General features: G+C 40.3%; 14 protein-coding genes. 2 read left to right on the forward strand and 12 right to left on the reverse strand.

From position 1 onward, the window contains the following. Positions 1–240: 240 nt before the first annotated feature. From FC15_RS00320 to FC15_RS00335, 4 genes are all read right to left on the reverse strand, one after another. Positions 241–3432, reverse strand: a complete 3192-nt coding sequence (locus FC15_RS00320; RefSeq protein ID WP_057822762.1) for an AAA family ATPase — start codon at positions 3430–3432, stop codon at positions 241–243. Continuing rightward, a complete protein-coding gene (locus FC15_RS00325; protein ID WP_057822764.1) occupies positions 3420–4550 on the reverse strand; it encodes a metallophosphoesterase family protein in 1131 nt (376 codons plus the stop codon). Before FC15_RS00325 ends, FC15_RS00320 begins: the two co-directional genes overlap by 13 nt. Positions 4551–4556: 6 nt before the next feature. Then, on the reverse strand, positions 4557–5465 hold the full coding sequence (locus FC15_RS00330) for an HNH endonuclease (protein ID WP_057822765.1): 909 nt from the start codon (positions 5463–5465) through the stop codon (positions 4557–4559). 115 nt (positions 5466–5580) lie between these two features. Further along, complete coding sequence (locus tag FC15_RS00335; RefSeq protein WP_057822767.1) at positions 5581–5904, reverse strand: hypothetical protein; 324 nt, start codon at positions 5902–5904, stop codon at positions 5581–5583. Between the two features lie 261 nt (positions 5905–6165). Between FC15_RS00335 and FC15_RS00340 the strand changes: the two genes are divergently transcribed. Continuing rightward, on the forward strand, positions 6166–6423 hold the full coding sequence (locus tag FC15_RS00340) for a hypothetical protein (protein WP_057822770.1): 258 nt from the start codon (positions 6166–6168) through the stop codon (positions 6421–6423). Positions 6424–6517: 94 nt separating this feature from the next. On the opposite strand, the gene FC15_RS09385 is transcribed toward FC15_RS00340, so the two are convergent. The 8 genes from FC15_RS09385 to rpmH form a co-directional block, all read right to left on the reverse strand. Then, positions 6518–6649: a hypothetical protein gene (locus FC15_RS09385; RefSeq protein WP_268872197.1), complete on the reverse strand. Its 132-nt coding sequence runs from the start codon at positions 6647–6649 to the stop codon at positions 6518–6520. A gap of 138 nt (positions 6650–6787) precedes the next feature. Beyond that, positions 6788–8347 carry a ClC family H(+)/Cl(-) exchange transporter gene (locus FC15_RS00345; protein ID WP_057822772.1) on the reverse strand — a complete coding sequence of 520 codons (1560 nt, stop codon included), beginning with the start codon at positions 8345–8347 and terminating at the stop codon, positions 6788–6790. A gap of 61 nt (positions 8348–8408) precedes the next feature. Then, entirely contained in the window at positions 8409–10310 is a 1902-nt protein-coding gene (gene mnmG, locus FC15_RS00350; RefSeq protein WP_057822774.1) for a tRNA uridine-5-carboxymethylaminomethyl(34) synthesis enzyme MnmG, read from the reverse strand. Positions 10311–10319: 9 nt separating this feature from the next. Further along, entirely contained in the window at positions 10320–11726 is a 1407-nt protein-coding gene (gene mnmE, locus FC15_RS00355; protein WP_420835676.1) for a tRNA uridine-5-carboxymethylaminomethyl(34) synthesis GTPase MnmE, read from the reverse strand. A gap of 179 nt (positions 11727–11905) precedes the next feature. Further along, complete coding sequence (gene jag / locus FC15_RS00360; protein WP_057822778.1) at positions 11906–12703, reverse strand: RNA-binding cell elongation regulator Jag/EloR; 798 nt, start codon at positions 12701–12703, stop codon at positions 11906–11908. Between the two features lie 26 nt (positions 12704–12729). Then, a complete protein-coding gene (yidC, locus tag FC15_RS00365; RefSeq protein WP_083479008.1) occupies positions 12730–13515 on the reverse strand; it encodes a membrane protein insertase YidC in 786 nt (261 codons plus the stop codon). 75 nt (positions 13516–13590) lie between these two features. Next, complete coding sequence (gene rnpA / locus FC15_RS00370; RefSeq protein ID WP_057822782.1) at positions 13591–13953, reverse strand: ribonuclease P protein component; 363 nt, start codon at positions 13951–13953, stop codon at positions 13591–13593. Between the two features lie 78 nt (positions 13954–14031). Next, entirely contained in the window at positions 14032–14172 is a 141-nt protein-coding gene (gene rpmH / locus FC15_RS08920) for a 50S ribosomal protein L34 (protein WP_083479007.1), read from the reverse strand. 527 nt (positions 14173–14699) lie between these two features. Here rpmH and dnaA point away from each other — a divergent pair. Then, positions 14700–16046, forward strand: coding sequence for a chromosomal replication initiator protein DnaA (gene dnaA / locus FC15_RS00375; protein WP_057822784.1), 1347 nt, complete (start codon positions 14700–14702; stop codon positions 16044–16046). The last annotated feature ends 72 nt before the right edge of the window (positions 16047–16118 follow it).

Below are 16118 nucleotides of genomic sequence, written 5' to 3' on the forward strand. Positions count from 1 at the left end.
TTATTTTTATTTATTGTGCACTTTTTATTTTTATGTAAAAAATAAATTAGCTATTAAAATGCGACTAATAAATATTAGACAAAATAAAAAAGCATTGTTGTTCGCAACAATGCTCAATATTAATCTATCTATCGACTATAGTCATTTACCTGTTTTTACGGCTAAATAGCACTTGTATTTCTATTCTGAATGACACTGATTTGTCATTGAAACCAGAATATTCAGATTGATAATCGAATGTTAGGCTTCAGCACTCAACTGGTATCTAATCTGACTTTCGCCACCACCAGTGCTGGTTACTTTTAACTGATCTGGAATCTGAGTCTGTAGTTCACGCACATGACTAATAATGCCAATCATACGCTGTTGGCTTTCAAGACTCATTAAGGCATCGATTGCTTCGTGCAATGAATTTTCATCCAGTGACCCAAAACCTTCATCAACAAATAAAGCATTGATCTCAACGGCTCCAGTTTGCTGCTGAACCACTTCACCTAACGCCAGAGCCAGAGCTAACGCCGTAATGAAGCTCTCGCCACCGGATAATGTGCGGACACTTCGATGATGACCAACATAATCATCGAACACGTCCAATTCTAATCCTGAGTTTTTACGTGTGGCACCAGATTCCGTGGCAAGCGTTAATTGATAGCGTCCTTCCGTCAATCGAGCAAGTCGCTGATTGGCAACTTCTAACACTTCTCGCAAAAAAGTTCGTAATACATAACGCTCCAAACCCAACTTTTGACTGCCATTACCACGCGTCACTTCACTTAATAATTGCAGCTCACTGAGATCTGTTAAATGGCGATTTAAATCATCCACCTGCTGATATATCTTTTCTTGCTGTTCAATTTGACTCTTGAGTTGCGCACGAATTTCCTGCTGATGTGTAAGTTGTCGCTTAACAGTTTGAACTTCTTGTTGTGCAGCGTCTAGATCTGGCACTTGGTGATAATTGGCTAATTGCGCGTTGAGATTACGTATCAAGGCTTTATTCTGAAGGACTTGTTGTTCAAAGGTTGTCAGTTGTGTCTGCCATTCAGCCATCTGGTTGATTGTATTCGCCACTTCGGCAAAACGAACCAACTGCTCATCGAACCCCATATCAGGCCAAACCTTGTCAAAAATTGTTGCAAGTTGTTGCCGTGAGTCGTTATAACGTTCTCGTTGTGTTTTTAACTGTTCGGCAAAATGTTGTTGGTTCGTTTGATTTGCGGTTTGTTGTTGGTGCAATTGATTGAGTTCTTGACGATTTGCTTCCACAGATTGGCGATACTGATCGAGTTGTTTCTGACTCACTTGCAGAAACTGATTAAGTTCTATAAGAGTCTTAAATTCAGTTGGCAATTGTTTTTGCTTATCAGCAACTTGTGTTTCGATGACTAACAACTCCTGCTCAAGCTTAGCCTCATTTGTTTGTTCAACTGTCTGCTGAGCGACCAATTCAACTTGTTGTTGTTCGAGTTGCTCGAGCTGCTTCACTCGCTGCTCCGCCAGGACCTGTTGATCTCGCAGTGACGATTGTTGCGTCGTGATCGTCGTTTGTTGCACCGTGAGCCACGAGTTAATGTCAGTTAATGTTGCTTGCTGATCTAGAGAAGATTGTCGGGTTTGCGCTGAGTCGCGTAGGTTCTGTCTAAAAAGTCGCTCAGCTGTTGAGTGATCCTCAATTAATTTATCGAGTTGTTCATGTAACATCATTAATTGATTCTTGCTTTGCGTCAGCTGTTTTAAAGCGTCTTGGCGCTTTTGATCAGCATCTTCTACCATCTGTTCAGAAATCGTCGCCACCGCAGTAGCCACGTCGTGAACTTCAGCTTGAGGATGGTCTTTAGATCCACAAACTGGACAAGGTTGCCCTGGCAACAAGTCGCGTCTCAAAACTAAAATTTGTTGATACGCATAGTCACTCTTCTTCTCCTGGTAAACCGCCAGCGACTGTTCATAGACTTCTTGCTGATCCATTGACGCTTGTTCAAGCTGACTAATTTTCTGAGTCAATTGTTGAATTGATTCCTGCTGCGATTGTAACTGTGTTAACGTCTGTTGCCAATTTGTCAGTGATTGTTGACGATGTTCCAGTTCAAGCTGTTGCGTATAAAAATCAGGCTGTTTTTGTTGCGCCGCTTTATTCTTTTGACGTTGTTGCTGATTTTGTTCAAGAGCATCTTTTAATTCAGCCAGCCTTTGTTTTTGCTGGTTGTATTGTTGCGTAATTGTTTTTTTATGTGTATTGATTTCCGTAATCTCTCGATACAATGGTTGTAACGCCGTCAACTGGAATACTTTTTGAGCCAATTTTTCTTGCTCACTAGCCTGTTCATCTAGTTTGTTTTTTTGTGTTTCAGCTTGGCTCAGCCGTTCTGAAATCTGTGTGTCCTCTTGCTGTGCCTGTAATATTTGTCGCTGTGTTGTTTCAATCAGCGACAGCAGCTGTCGTAATTCAAGGACTTGCGAACGGTTTTTTTCTGCCCAAGTTGCCAACTGTAACTGTTGCTTGATTTGATTTATTTTTGTGGCTTGGACTTGCAATGATTCAGCTTCAATCTCTAACGACGTACGTTGTTCAAATAATTCTTGAATACGTCTTAATTCGGCCAGCTGATTTTGCTTTTGTTCATTTTCTTCAGTAAGTTTCGATAAAACAACTTCGACGTTATCCAACGTTGTCGATAACGTCTCTGTCTGTATTTTTAAACGAGCTAGTTTATCAGTCGTAGAAGCTACTTCAAGTTCTTTCGCCGGACTCGACTCAGAATTTTCTGTTGTTTCAACTTGTTGCAACAACATCTGAATTTTTTGTTGCGCAGCAATATTCTGTTGTCGAGCACGCTTGAAATGTTCTTGGATTTGAACAACCCATCGTTCATAACGCTTAGTTTGGAAAAGATTGCGTAATACTGCCTCTTTTTGATTACTATCTCCATTTAAGAACATCCGAAATTCGCCCTGTGGTAACAACACAATCTGACGAAATTGATCGGCATTCAATTGCAACAGATCGGCCAAAAAAATATTCGTTGCATCTATCTTGGTGTACTGCTTCACCTCAGTTGCATCCGTCTCGTCTTCATAAACGGTGAGTTCAACTTGAGCAGCCCGTTTGGTTGTCCCTGATCCGCGCTTTTTTGCCAGAATTTGTTCTGGCTGCCGTTTAATTCGATAGAATCGATTTCGATGGATGAATGTTAATTCGACACTCGTTTCATCGTCATCACTCGCGAATTCTGAGCGAAAATCACCAACCTCGCGTTGTGAACCCGATGCCGTTCCGTACAAAGCATAAACAAGGCCATCAAAAATAGTCGACTTTCCCGCACCGGTTGGTCCACTGATGAGAAACATGGGTGACTGATCGAAGGCTGTAAAGTCGACGGCCTCGTGTCGATAAGGTCCGAAGAAATTCATGGTCAGTTTTAAAGGTCGCATTCATCTGCCTCCTTCAATGCATTTTCGGCTACTTTTTTCTGTGCTGTAGATAAAGTGGTTTGAGTCGCATCCTCGTAAAAATCTGAAAGTAATTTTAACGGTGATTGCAGTTGTGACGCGGTAATTTTTTTCTCCGTATAAGTGGCTAATCCATGCGCTCGACTCATCATCAGAAAGCGTGGGAACTTGTCGCGCAAATATTGACTCGCATTGCTAATGACGTTTGTATCCTCAAGTACAATTCCCGTATAGGCAGTTTGATCGACATGATGAGTACGTAAATAGTCATTATTCGTGAGATCACTGAATTCACCTTGGATATTCTGAACCTCATGCAATTGTTTAATTGGTCTAAAGTGTACCGAAATCTGCGGGTCCGTATCGACAATCAGCACACCTTTTGTTTGATGTGCTTCAGATAATGAGAACTTCAACAACGATCCGCTATAACGCACTAGTTTTTGTTGTAGCGCATCTTTGTTGTGAACGTGTCCTAATGCAACATAATCAAATGGTGCCAATAGATTTATCGGAACTGCATCTAATCCACCGACACTGATCGTCGTTTCGGAATCGGAACGTTGACTCCCTGCAGCAAAAAAGTGAGCCACTAAGACATGCTGCTTTCCAGCAACGAAATGTTTCTGCATCTGCTCAACCACCAGAGTGATCGCCTGTTCTAACGTTCTGATTTGATCATCTTCAAAAAACTGCCGTGCTTCATAAAGCTCAAAATAGGGTAACAGAAAGAATTGCACGTTTTCCATTTCAATTGGCTCAAAAGCCTGACTCAATTGTGTGTGCAAATAGAAATTCGTCTGCTGATACCATTGATTGCCGACACCTAAACGGACAGCACTATCATGATTCCCATTAATCATGAGCAATGGTAGCTTTAACTCAAGATTGATTTCTTGGATAAAGTCAGCCAATTGCGCGACTGCTTGTTCGGCTGGATTTTGGCGATCATACAAATCACCCGCTACGACCACTGCATCAACCTTTTCTTCTTGTGCAATCTCAATTAATTGTCGCATCGCGTCTCGTTGTTCCTCATAAAGATCATAGCCGAATAGTCGTCGACCTAAATGCCAGTCCGCAGTATGTAAAAAACGCATTTTATCCTATCCTTTCCGTTCAAGCTGCCATGCTTCATAATGCGATAAAACATAATCATGTCGAATGGCAATCATCTTTTGATAATCACTCATCTCTCCATCGATCAGACCCTGCAAAGACTTGATCTTTTGACGAAGTATCATCAGCTGTGGGTCACGTAAATTCGTTGTTAAGTGACTTTGAACCGCCAATCGATTCTGTTGTCGTTTCTGTTGTTCTGCTAGGTTGTGCAATGTCTGTTCAAATTCACGTAATCTTGCTAAAACTGCTGGTATTTCTGCATTCCATTGTTTAAATAGTTGGTAAGGCATACTGCCTTTTAACTTATTACATTCACGGCAAGATAAAGTTAGGTTTTCAATCCGATTATCGTTTGAAAATGTGACTGGATTTTTATGATCCACGCTATCGCCATAACGCCCACAATATTGACACCGATACTGATACTTTTCGCGAATATAAGCACGAGTCGTAAAATCAAGATTATTTTTATCAAACAGGACTGCTGTATCACAGCCTAAATTAGCAATATCTTCCGGGATGTTTCCTGTAATTACCAAGTGATCAGGGTGATCCTGCCACTGAATTATCCGCCGATAAAAGTCGTGCTGCAGCTCATCATGCTGAGTCGCAATCGTTAGGGCATCGAATCCATTAATTAAACTCATGCAAGCGCGCTGCTCTTTTTTCGTCAAAGCAAGACGATTCTGTGATGATTGACGAACTTCTGAAGGTAAGCCCAAGAAGATTGATTGACGCGCAAGTGCCAGTTGCTCAATAGGACCATTCTCGAACTCACCAATCGGCAACCCACGCACCTGACAAATATCGCAGATACTCGTTAATTGCTTTTCACCTAGCATAAAATGTTGTTGATCTAAAGTTAAGCGACAATATTGACACTTCAAACGCATTTATTCCACCCTCGCTTCAATCACCGTGAGCAAAAAAACCGAATGACCACAAAAACATCATTCGGTTTGACCCTTGGCATTTAAATTCATTAAACTTCGCAGACGATATCTCAACTTAAACAAAATCATCATAAACGATTTCAACTAACCCCTTTTTCGTTGCAAAGTTGACTTGATAAACAGCTTGCTCGAGGGCCTTTTGATATTCGTCTAAAACATCTTGCGGAAGTGGTGTTGTTCGCGCTAATCTTGCAATCACGTCGCCCACATCCTCAATCTGTTCTAAATCGACAAATAAATACATTTTAGTCAAAATATCATGTAATAAGTCTGTCATCACCGCATTGGGTTTACCGTTTAGGTCAGTCAATGCGACCTGGTCAGGTGACACGTTTTGATGATTGACCGTAATAAACTTGAGTGCTTGAAAAACATTCATCTGATTTACCCCGTACCCTATATTATTATCTTTATCTTAGCACAATTACTGTTGGACAACAGCTCATCACATCGTAAAATTTTAATCATCTTTTTGAGGATAGACTCAACAACCACATCACCAATTTTACCAATCGATAATAAAAATATCGTATTCTTCAAAATTAAATCAGATTTTGAACTGTTTTTTCGTCATTATCTCGACATTTATTCTTGGTAAGCTGAACTTATCATTAACAAATATCAGAAAGGATGATTGATTATGCTCCTAGAAAATCAACAAATTGTTGCTATCCAAATTAAAAGACTCGTCAACATGAAGAAAATCGAATGTATCTCTGAAGAAGGTGAATCAATTCAACTCCATTTAACAACAGTTGAAAAAAACGATCCGTTATTCTGGTGGAGTCTCGTCAGAATTTATACTGCTCAATTATGGATTCCAATTTGGCGGCAAACGCGAACTCTTCTCGAAACAGACTGGCTACAAGATGAAACACTTAACTCGATAGAAAGCTAGCAGTAGAACACATCAATATCTAAAGATCCCAATTCACTAAAAAAAGCAAAAAAAAATCGAACATCATGAATGTTCGACTTCAATTGAGCTAAAATTATTTATCAGCTGCAGCTAATTTCTTCAAAGTTTCCAAAACCTTGTCATTAGCTTTTTTGTTCTTCTTGATGTTTGTTTCGTTAACAGGGCGACGTGCACCGTTCATACCAGTGTGATTATTCTGTGACATGATGAACCTCCTTACTTATTCAATTAATTTTATTGCATTTGAACTGATTTTTCAAGCACAACCGCCGATTACTTCACAATATCATAAAAAAATACTGGAATTCATCCACGGCGATTATTCCCTGGGAAATAATCTTACTCAATCGGATGCTAGATGACTTAATTTTTCAAGACGCATCTTTACCGTTAATCTTTGATTGTGATCAGTAGAAACAATCAATGTGTCTCCTGCCTGAATCTCGGTATCACCGTGAGGAATTAATTCATGTTCCCCTCGATGGATTGAGATCAACAGTGTGTTATCTGGCCAAGCAATGTCACGAACCTGTTGATCAATAAAACTTGAACCTTCAAAAACAGGAATCTCAATTCGATCTTGTCGACCCGTTTGCTTCAATGTTAATTGCTCTTTTTGCATCTTTTCAGCTAATGATTCATAAATCGGGGCACCATCCAATAAATCGACCACTAGGTAGGCCGTTAATGAGACAACAGCTAATGGCATCAAGTGTTCCAAAGTACCAACCATTTCCGTGATCAACAGTATTGCTGTAAATGGAGCCTTCCCAATACCAGCAAAGTATCCTGCCATGGCAAAAATAACAAGATTGATGACGAGTTCGCGTGGCAATAACCCGAGATTAACCATCACAACACCATAAAGGTCCCCAATTAGCGCACCCAAAGTTAGAATTGGTAGAAAAATGCCGCCAGGTAATCCGGAGCCATAAGAAATCATCGAGAAAACAAAACGTAAAACAAACAGTCCAAGGACGATCAAGGCTGCTGGCTGATGATCAGCTAAACTGAGGATTAGGCTGTTGCCGCCTCCTAGCGTTTGTGGCCAAAGATAACCAATGGGAATCACAAGCAATATTGGCACAAAACCGTCAAGAAACCTTGGTAACTTAACCAGTCGTGCATACAGCTCAGGCAGTTTCAACAGAATTTGTTGATAAATGATACCGAGTATACCGAGCAGCACACCTAATGCAAGCAAGTGTCCATAAAGTGCTAATGGAAAATTATTCGCATAGTCCAAATGGAGGACGGGTGTTAAACCGAAAAAATTAGAAGAGATAAAATTAGCTGCCAATGCACCGGTTAATGATGTCATCCAAACCAACGGAGAAAAATTATGATAAATTTCCTCTAGTACGAAAAACGTCCCCGCAATTGGCGCGTTAAATGCCGCTGAGAGCCCACTAGCGGCTCCTGCAGAAATTAGCACCCGTTTATTAGTTCCGTGTTCATGTAACCGTTCAGCGAACCCCTGACCTACTGAAGAACCTAATTGAATCGATGGTCCTTCACGACCTAGAAATAAACCCGCACCGATTGCTAACACGCCACCAACGAATTTACGCCATAAGATGGCCCACCATTTCATGGCTAAATGTCCACTCAGCTGAGTTTCAACCTCTGGGATACCAGAACCCATGATATGCGGCTGTTGTTTGACAAGCACCGCATTAATCGCACCAATAACAAACAGAATGGCAACAATCAGCACAAACCACCAATGGTTCAAGTGCGCCAATCGATATAAATCAATCCAATAACCTAAGGATTGTTGAATGAGTAATCGGAAGCAGCTCACTATTAACCCAGAGAGTAAGCCAACAATTAATCCCTTAAAAATAAAGCCAATATGAAAAAAGTTAAAATGATCCCTTTGCCTCAATATCAAACACCTCATATTTAATTAAAACTCAAAACATGAGGAATTGCTAGTTAGGTTTAGGGATCATTTAATTTAATTAGCTGACCTTTGCAATTCGGCCTTGTTCGATATAGACGCTGAGAATAGCCAAATCAGCCGGATTAACACCGCTAATACGCGACGCCTGTGCAATTGTCTCTGGCTGAATTTTCGTTAGCTTCTGTCGTGCCTCTGTCGCTAATCCATTAATAGCTTGGTAATCAATATTTTGTGGGATTTTCTTAGCTTCAAGACGCTTAAGTTTTTCAACACTCTGCTTTTCTTTATTGATATACCCAGCATACTTGATTTGAATCTCAACTTGTTCTTTAATATATCGATCAATTGGAGCTGAGCTGTCACCACACAAGGCAATAATATCATCATACTTGATTTCAGGACGCTTCAATAATTCGCTTGCTAAAATGCCGTCCTTCAGTGGTGTAACGTGTCGATCTGCCAGATAAGCTTGCGTTTGTGGTGTTGGTTTGATTCGAGTTTCATTTAAACGCGTCATTTCTTGTTCAATCAATGACTTCTTGTTCAGATAGTTTTGATATCTTGCCTCACTGATCAAACCGAGTTCATGACCTTTTTCCGTGAGTCGTAAATCTGCATTGTCATGACGTAAAATCAAGCGATACTCTGCGCGGCTCGTCAATAATCGATAGGGCTCGTTCGTTCCTTTGGTAACTAAGTCATCGATCATAACGCCAATATAAGCTTCATCACGACCGAGTGTGAAGGCAGGTTTACCTTGTGCCCGCAAACCAGCGTTAATACCAGCGATAATGCCTTGTCCAGCCGCTTCTTCATAGCCTGATGTCCCATTCATCTGCCCCGCAGTGAACAAATTGGCAACAACTTTAGTTTCTAAGCTATGCTTCAGTTGCCATGGCTCAATAATATCGTATTCGATGGCATATCCAGGACGCATCAATTCAGCGTGTTGTAAGCCAGCAACTGAGTGCAGCATCTTAAGCTGAATTTCTTCTGGCATCGAAGTCGAAAAATCACCAACATAATATTCTTCAGTATGGCGGCCTTCTGGTTCTAAGAACAATTGATGCCGTGGTTTATCGGCAAAACGAACCACTTTATCTTCGATTGAAGGACAATAACGAGGGCCAACACCCTCAATGATGCCTGAAAACATTGGTGCTCGACTTAAATTTTCACGAATAATTCGATGTGTCGTCTCGTTCGTATAAGTCATCCAGCAGGATAATTGATCTTTTAGATACGCGGTATCAGGCGTTTCAAAAGAAAAATGATTTGGTTTCGTATCTCCTGGTTGCTCTTCTGTTTGATCGTAATCAATGGTGTTTCCATCAACTCGTGGTGGTGTTCCAGTTTTAAAGCGACGTAATTTAAACCCATTTGCTTCGAGATTTTCTGATAATTTAATTGAAGGCAATGAATTGTTAGGACCAGACGAATAGGTTAGCTCGCCAATAATGATTTTTCCACGAGAAGATGTCCCAGCAGTCAACACAACACTTTTCGCATAATAGCGAGCTCCAGTTGCCGTTATAACGCCTTTACAAATCTGCTCTTCAACGATTAACTCATTAACTAACCCTTGCCGCAGCGTCAAATTAGGTTCATTTTCAATCGTATCCTTCATCACGGCATGGTAGTCTGCCTTATCTGCTTGTGCTCGCAGTGCACGTACGGCTGGTCCCTTACCCGTATTCAACATCCTCATCTGAATATAAGTCGCGTCAATATTCTTTGCCATTTGTCCGCCGAGTGCATCTACTTCGCGAACGACAATGCCCTTTGCTGGGCCACCGACAGAAGGATTACATGGCATGAATGCAACCATATCTAAATTAATGGTCAACAATAATGTTTTTTGCCCCATTCGGGCAGCTGCCAAGGCTGCTTCGCTGCCGGCATGACCTGCGCCAACAACAATCACATCATATTCATAAGAATCGTACTGCTTAACTTCCAAATTCTTTACCTACTTTCCTAAGCAAAATTGACTAAATAATTGCGTAATTAATTCATCTGGTACATTTTCACCGGTAATTTCACCCAACTTTTCCCAACATGCCGTCATATCAATTTGCACCAAATCGATTGGCACTTGCGCATCTAATCCGTTAACTACGGATACCAATGAGGCTTTAGCTTGTTGTAACAGACCAATTTGCCGATTGTTTGACACAAGAACATTCTGTTGACTATTCTCAATTCCACCAAAGAATAGCACTTTGATTTGTTGCTCAATTGAAGATAGTCCGCTCTGATTTTTGATTGAGGCAAAAATCGGCGATTCTTTGACACCTAGTGCGGCCAAATCAGCAGGACTGATTTTTTGAGGTAAGTCTGTTTTATTTAAGATCACTAACCGTTTTTGCGCTTTTGTTTCTTCTATTAATGATCGATCTTCTTCGGTGATAGGTTCACTCGCATTTAAAACTAATACAATTAAGTCTGCTTGAGATAAGGCTTTCCGACTACGAGCAACACCAATTTTTTCAACTTTATCTTCTGTTTCGTGAATTCCAGCAGTATCGATCAGCTTCAGAGGAACGCCTTGAACATTCACATATTCTTCAAGCACATCGCGTGTAGTTCCCGCAACATCTGTAACAATGGCTTTATCTTCATGCAATAAATAATTTAAAAGTGAAGATTTACCAACGTTAGGCCGACCAATAATCGCTGTTGCAAGACCTTCGCGCAGAATCTTACCTTGTTGCGCAGTTGCAAGGAGTTGATCGATTCGCTGTTGCACCATAATTGCTTTTTCCCGCAACATTTTTGCCGTGATTTCCTCTTCATCGTACTCAGGATAGTCAATATTCACTTCGACCTGAACTAAGACTTGAGATATTTCGGCGCGTAGTTCGTGAATCAGATGATGTAAATTACCGTCAAGCTGATCTAATGCAACTTGCATCGCACGATCTGTTTTTGCACGAATCAAGTCCATGACAGATTCTGCCTGCGTCAAATCGATTCGTCCATTCAAAAAGGCACGTTTCGTAAATTCACCTGGTTCAGCCATTCTTGCACCAGTTGCAAGTAATAATTGCAGAATCTTATTTGTCGGGACAATACCGCCATGGCAATTGATCTCAACAACATCCTCGCGTGTAAATGTCTTCGGCGCACGCATCACCGAAACCATGACCTCGTCGATTTCCTTCTTCGTCTGCGGCTCAATGATATGGCCATAATGAATCGTATGACTAGCAACCTTCAATAAATTCGGTCCACGAAAAACCGATTCTGCAATTTCAACGGCCTGATCACCGGAAAGTCTAACAATCGAAATTGCACCTTCACCAGGTGGTGTTGAAATGGCAGCAATCGTATCATATTCAGTAACAATCGGCATATTATCGATTCCTTTCTTCATATGCAGTTAAAATTTGACCAATAAAAAAAGCGCCCGAAATCCATTGAGCTTCCATTAAAGAAAGACTCGATGGATAAAGCACTTTGACTACTTCATCAATTAAGTTGAACAAATCATATCTTAAAAATTTAATTTTGTCAAAACATCATGTTTGTGATTTTCAACCATTAAAAGCAAGGTTAAGGTAGTTTAACAGTTTTTCTTGGCGCTATAACGACGTAGCGTTCTGGATCGACACCTTCAGAAAAAGTCTCAACATATGGACTATCTGCTAACAACGTATGAATCAGCTTACGCTCAAACGATGGCATTGGATCTAGATAGACAGACTTATGATCTGCCACCACTTCCCGTGCTGTTCGCTTTGCAAGCGCAGTTAATGCGCGCTCGCGCCGCTCACGATAATCGCCAACGTCTAAAATAATGGTTTGTCGCGAACGACCGCGATGATTAAAGAATGTCTGGCTTAAATACTGTAACGAATTGATTGAGCGGCCATGTTTGCCGATCAGCAAGCCTTCTTTAGCCGTATCTAAGTGAAAAACCTGTCCCTTACCTTGCTGTTCAACCCGAATTAATGCAGGGGTACCCAAGCGTTTCGTCAAATCCATCAAATAAACTGATAAATCTTTAATTGCCTGTGTGTCATTACGTTGTACTTCAGGCTTTTTAGCTTGAGCAACTTGTGCCTGGCGTGGTGCCATTGGATTTTTCTTAATATCTGAAACAGTTTGTTGATCTTGCTTTGCATCGTGTTTGATCGCAGTTTTTATTTTCTGTTCAAAAACTTGTTGTTTAGCCTTGGTCACCGCTGGAGAAGTGGTCATTTCAACGATCGCAGTTTTCTTCCCGAACCCCAGAAAACCCCGAGACTCTTCACGAATGACTTGAATATCAGCTTCTTGTCGTTCAATTTTCAAATTGGCTAATCCATTTTGAATCGCCGCTTCAATCGTCTCACCTTCGTATTGCGCCATGATCAATCAACTCCCCAGTATTTTTTCTATTTTTTCTTGTAAACACGTTTTCTTGCACGTCTTAAATTCTGTTCATGCTCTCGTTCAAGTCGTTCCTTCTCCTCACGCTCATGCTTTGCCTTGAAGGGGTTCTGAAGCAACAATGTTTGTACAACTTGGAATGCATTCGTGACTACCCAGTATAACGAGATTGCTGAAGCAATATTAATTGCTGGAATGATAATCATGAATGGCATTAAGTACTGCATGATTTTCCCAGTTGAACCAACTTGAGGCATACTCAAGTTACTGATATACGTACTTAAGAAAGTAAATAACCCGGCCAAAATTGCCATGATGTAATAAGGATCTTTCTCGCCCAATTGCATCCACAAGAACGTTCCTTGTTTCAATTCAGTCGTTCGCCAAATCACTTGATATAAAGCATACATGAATGGCAACTGAACCAACATTGGTAAACAACCATAGACAGGGTTAACCCCAGCCTCTGACATTAACTTCTGCGTTTCTTCACGAAGTTTTTGCTGTGTTTCCATGTCTTTCGCGCTATATTTCTTTTGCAAAGCTTGAAGTTCAGGCTGAATCGCGCTTTGTTTCTTCATGTTCTTAGTGCTGAGATGATTCAAAGGCAGTAAAATCACTCGAACAATAATTGTGAATGCCACAATTGCCCAACCATAACTGCCACCGAAAAATGAAGCCAGTTTTAGAATGAACCAAGAAAATGGATATAAAATATATTGATTCCAGAATCCCGTACTCTTACTCGTGATTGGAGCATTCATGTTTGCACATGCCGTCAAAAACAGCATGAGACTCAACAGTGAAACTACTAGCAAAACCTTTTTCAGTTGCGAACGTTTCTTCACTTATTTTTCCTCACAAATTTAATTTGCTGATGAATCGTCTTGCGACAAAAGCTGACTTAATTTTAACACATGGATGAGATTACTTTTAGTCTCTTTCATACTTAAATTTTTAGCATTCTTTCGAGCGATCACTAAAAAATCAACATCCTGTTTGAGGTCACCATCAAGCTCATGCAGACTTTGCCGAATATAACGCTTAATTCGATTGCGACTGACAGCAGTATGTCCTATTTTTTTGCCTACAGAAATCCCAACACGAAAGTGAGGCTGCTCTGGCTTATCCATTCGGTAAATCACAAAACTACGATTTGCTACCGACTGCCCAGCTTCAAATACGCGTTGAAAATCCTTTTCACTTTTTACACGGTAAGTCTTACGCATGAAATCGACCCAATCCCTTATAAATGTCGTTACGTTTTCTAAAAATAATAAATAAAAAAACCACTGAACTCAGTGGCCTTAAGCAGATAAAACTTTTCTACCTTTACTACGGCGTCTTGCTAATACTCTACGGCCGTTCTTCGTGCTCATACGTTTCATGAAGCCATGGACACGTTGACGATGACGTTTCTTTGGTTGATAAGTTCTCTTAGTTGTCATGTGTGTTGCACCTCCTAGATTAAACAGTGAATACACCATGAAGATAATTATAGATACTTTCTTCAAGCGCAATTACCTAAATATATTAGCATAGTCAATACTAAAAAGAAACTAATTTCAGCACTTTTTTCTATAAAAGTAACGGATAATTTTAAAAGTTATCCACAATTATATTTTTTTACGGTGAATTAGCTTGAGGATAACAAGATAAACGCTCTACGGTTATCCACAAGGTTTGTGAATGATTCCAAGTTATTAACGTACCCGTGAGTAAGTTTTGCACAGGCCTGTTAAAACTGTGGAAAACATCCAATACTTTTATTTCCCGTGTCTTTTAAACTCACAACTACCTGTGCATAATTCATAACCAATAAAAATTTCGCTTTATTTATGCACAAGCTGTGGACAGATTTTTAGCAGCCTGTGCATAATATTTTCGCTTTTTAAAAAATCTGTGGAAAACTTTTTTATAGAATGCTAAACTTAAGTTATCTTTCCACAGACTTTTTACGAAAGGAGTGACGTTTTTGGCAAACGAACAACTGTTATGGAATCAAATTGATGCAGAATTTAAAAAAACCTTCGAACCCGTCAGTTATGAAACCTGGATCTCCCAAGTCAAACCAATCCAATTAACGGATGATACCCTGACATTAGAGTTACCATCACCGTTTCATCGCAATTATTGGGAACGCAATCTACTCAAAGAGGCTACCGCCTTATTACGCGATTTTAGTGGGCGCGAACTGCAAATTGCTCTCATTGTCCCTAATGAGAAAGCGAACGACTCAGAAGTGGTTGACATCGATACTGATACTGACAAGTTTCCAGAAGGGTTAGTTTATTCGCATGATACTCATTTAAATGACAAATATACTTTTGATAATTTCGTAATCGGCGCAGGTAACTATCTAGCGCAGGCTGCTGCACTATCAGCTGCCGAAGAACCTGGCCAGGTTTATAATCCCTTAAATATTTATGGTGGCGTTGGTTTAGGTAAGACCCATTTAATGCAGGCGATTGGGCATGAAGTCATTCGACGTAATCCAAATGCAAAAGTTAAATACGTGACTAGTGAAGAGTTCGCCAACGATTTTATCAACTCAATTCAAACACGTCGGCAAGAAGAGTTTCGTCGTGAATATCGTTCTGTTGATTTGTTGCTCGTTGATGATATCCAGTTTTTTGCAGACAAAGAGGCTACACAGCAGGAGTTTTTCCATACTTTTAACAAACTCTACGAGAATAAAAAACAGATTGTACTAACTTCAGACCGTATTCCTAGTGATATTCCTAAACTTGAAGATCGTTTAGTTTCAAGATTTAAGTGGGGCTTGTCTGCGGATATTACACCACCAGATTTGGAAACACGGATAGCCATTTTGCGCAATAAGGCAATTGCTGAAGGTCTTGAAATCGACAATCAGACACTAAGTTATATTGCTGGGCAAATTGATACCAATATTCGAGAATTAGAAGGAGCTTTAGTCCGCGTTCAAGCCTATGCCACTATCAACAAAATCGATATTACTCTGGAAACAGCAGTCGCTGCACTCAAAGGATTGAAAGATATCACCAATCAACATGGTTTATCCATCAGCAAGATTCAAGAAGTTGTCGCACAGTATTATCGATTGCAAGTCAGCGAATTAACAGGTAAGAAACGAACGAAAAATATCGTTGTTCCTAGACAGATTGCCATGTATCTGTCACGAGAATTAACGGACAATTCCTTGCCCAAAATCGGTAAAGAATTTGGAGGCAAAGATCACACAACTGTTATTCACGCTCACGAAAAGATTGCTAAAGATCAAGAACACGATTCCGAATTGCAATCACAACTCAGTGACTTGAAAAAATTACTCCGCGGCTAGCTTGTGGATAACTCCTAAAATCATCCCCAGATTTCTTCACAACTTATCCACAGTGGAAAACTTTTAATCGTT

The sequence above is a fragment of the Lapidilactobacillus concavus DSM 17758 genome, from assembly GCF_001435835.1.
Taxonomy (GTDB): domain Bacteria; phylum Bacillota; class Bacilli; order Lactobacillales; family Lactobacillaceae; genus Lapidilactobacillus; species Lapidilactobacillus concavus.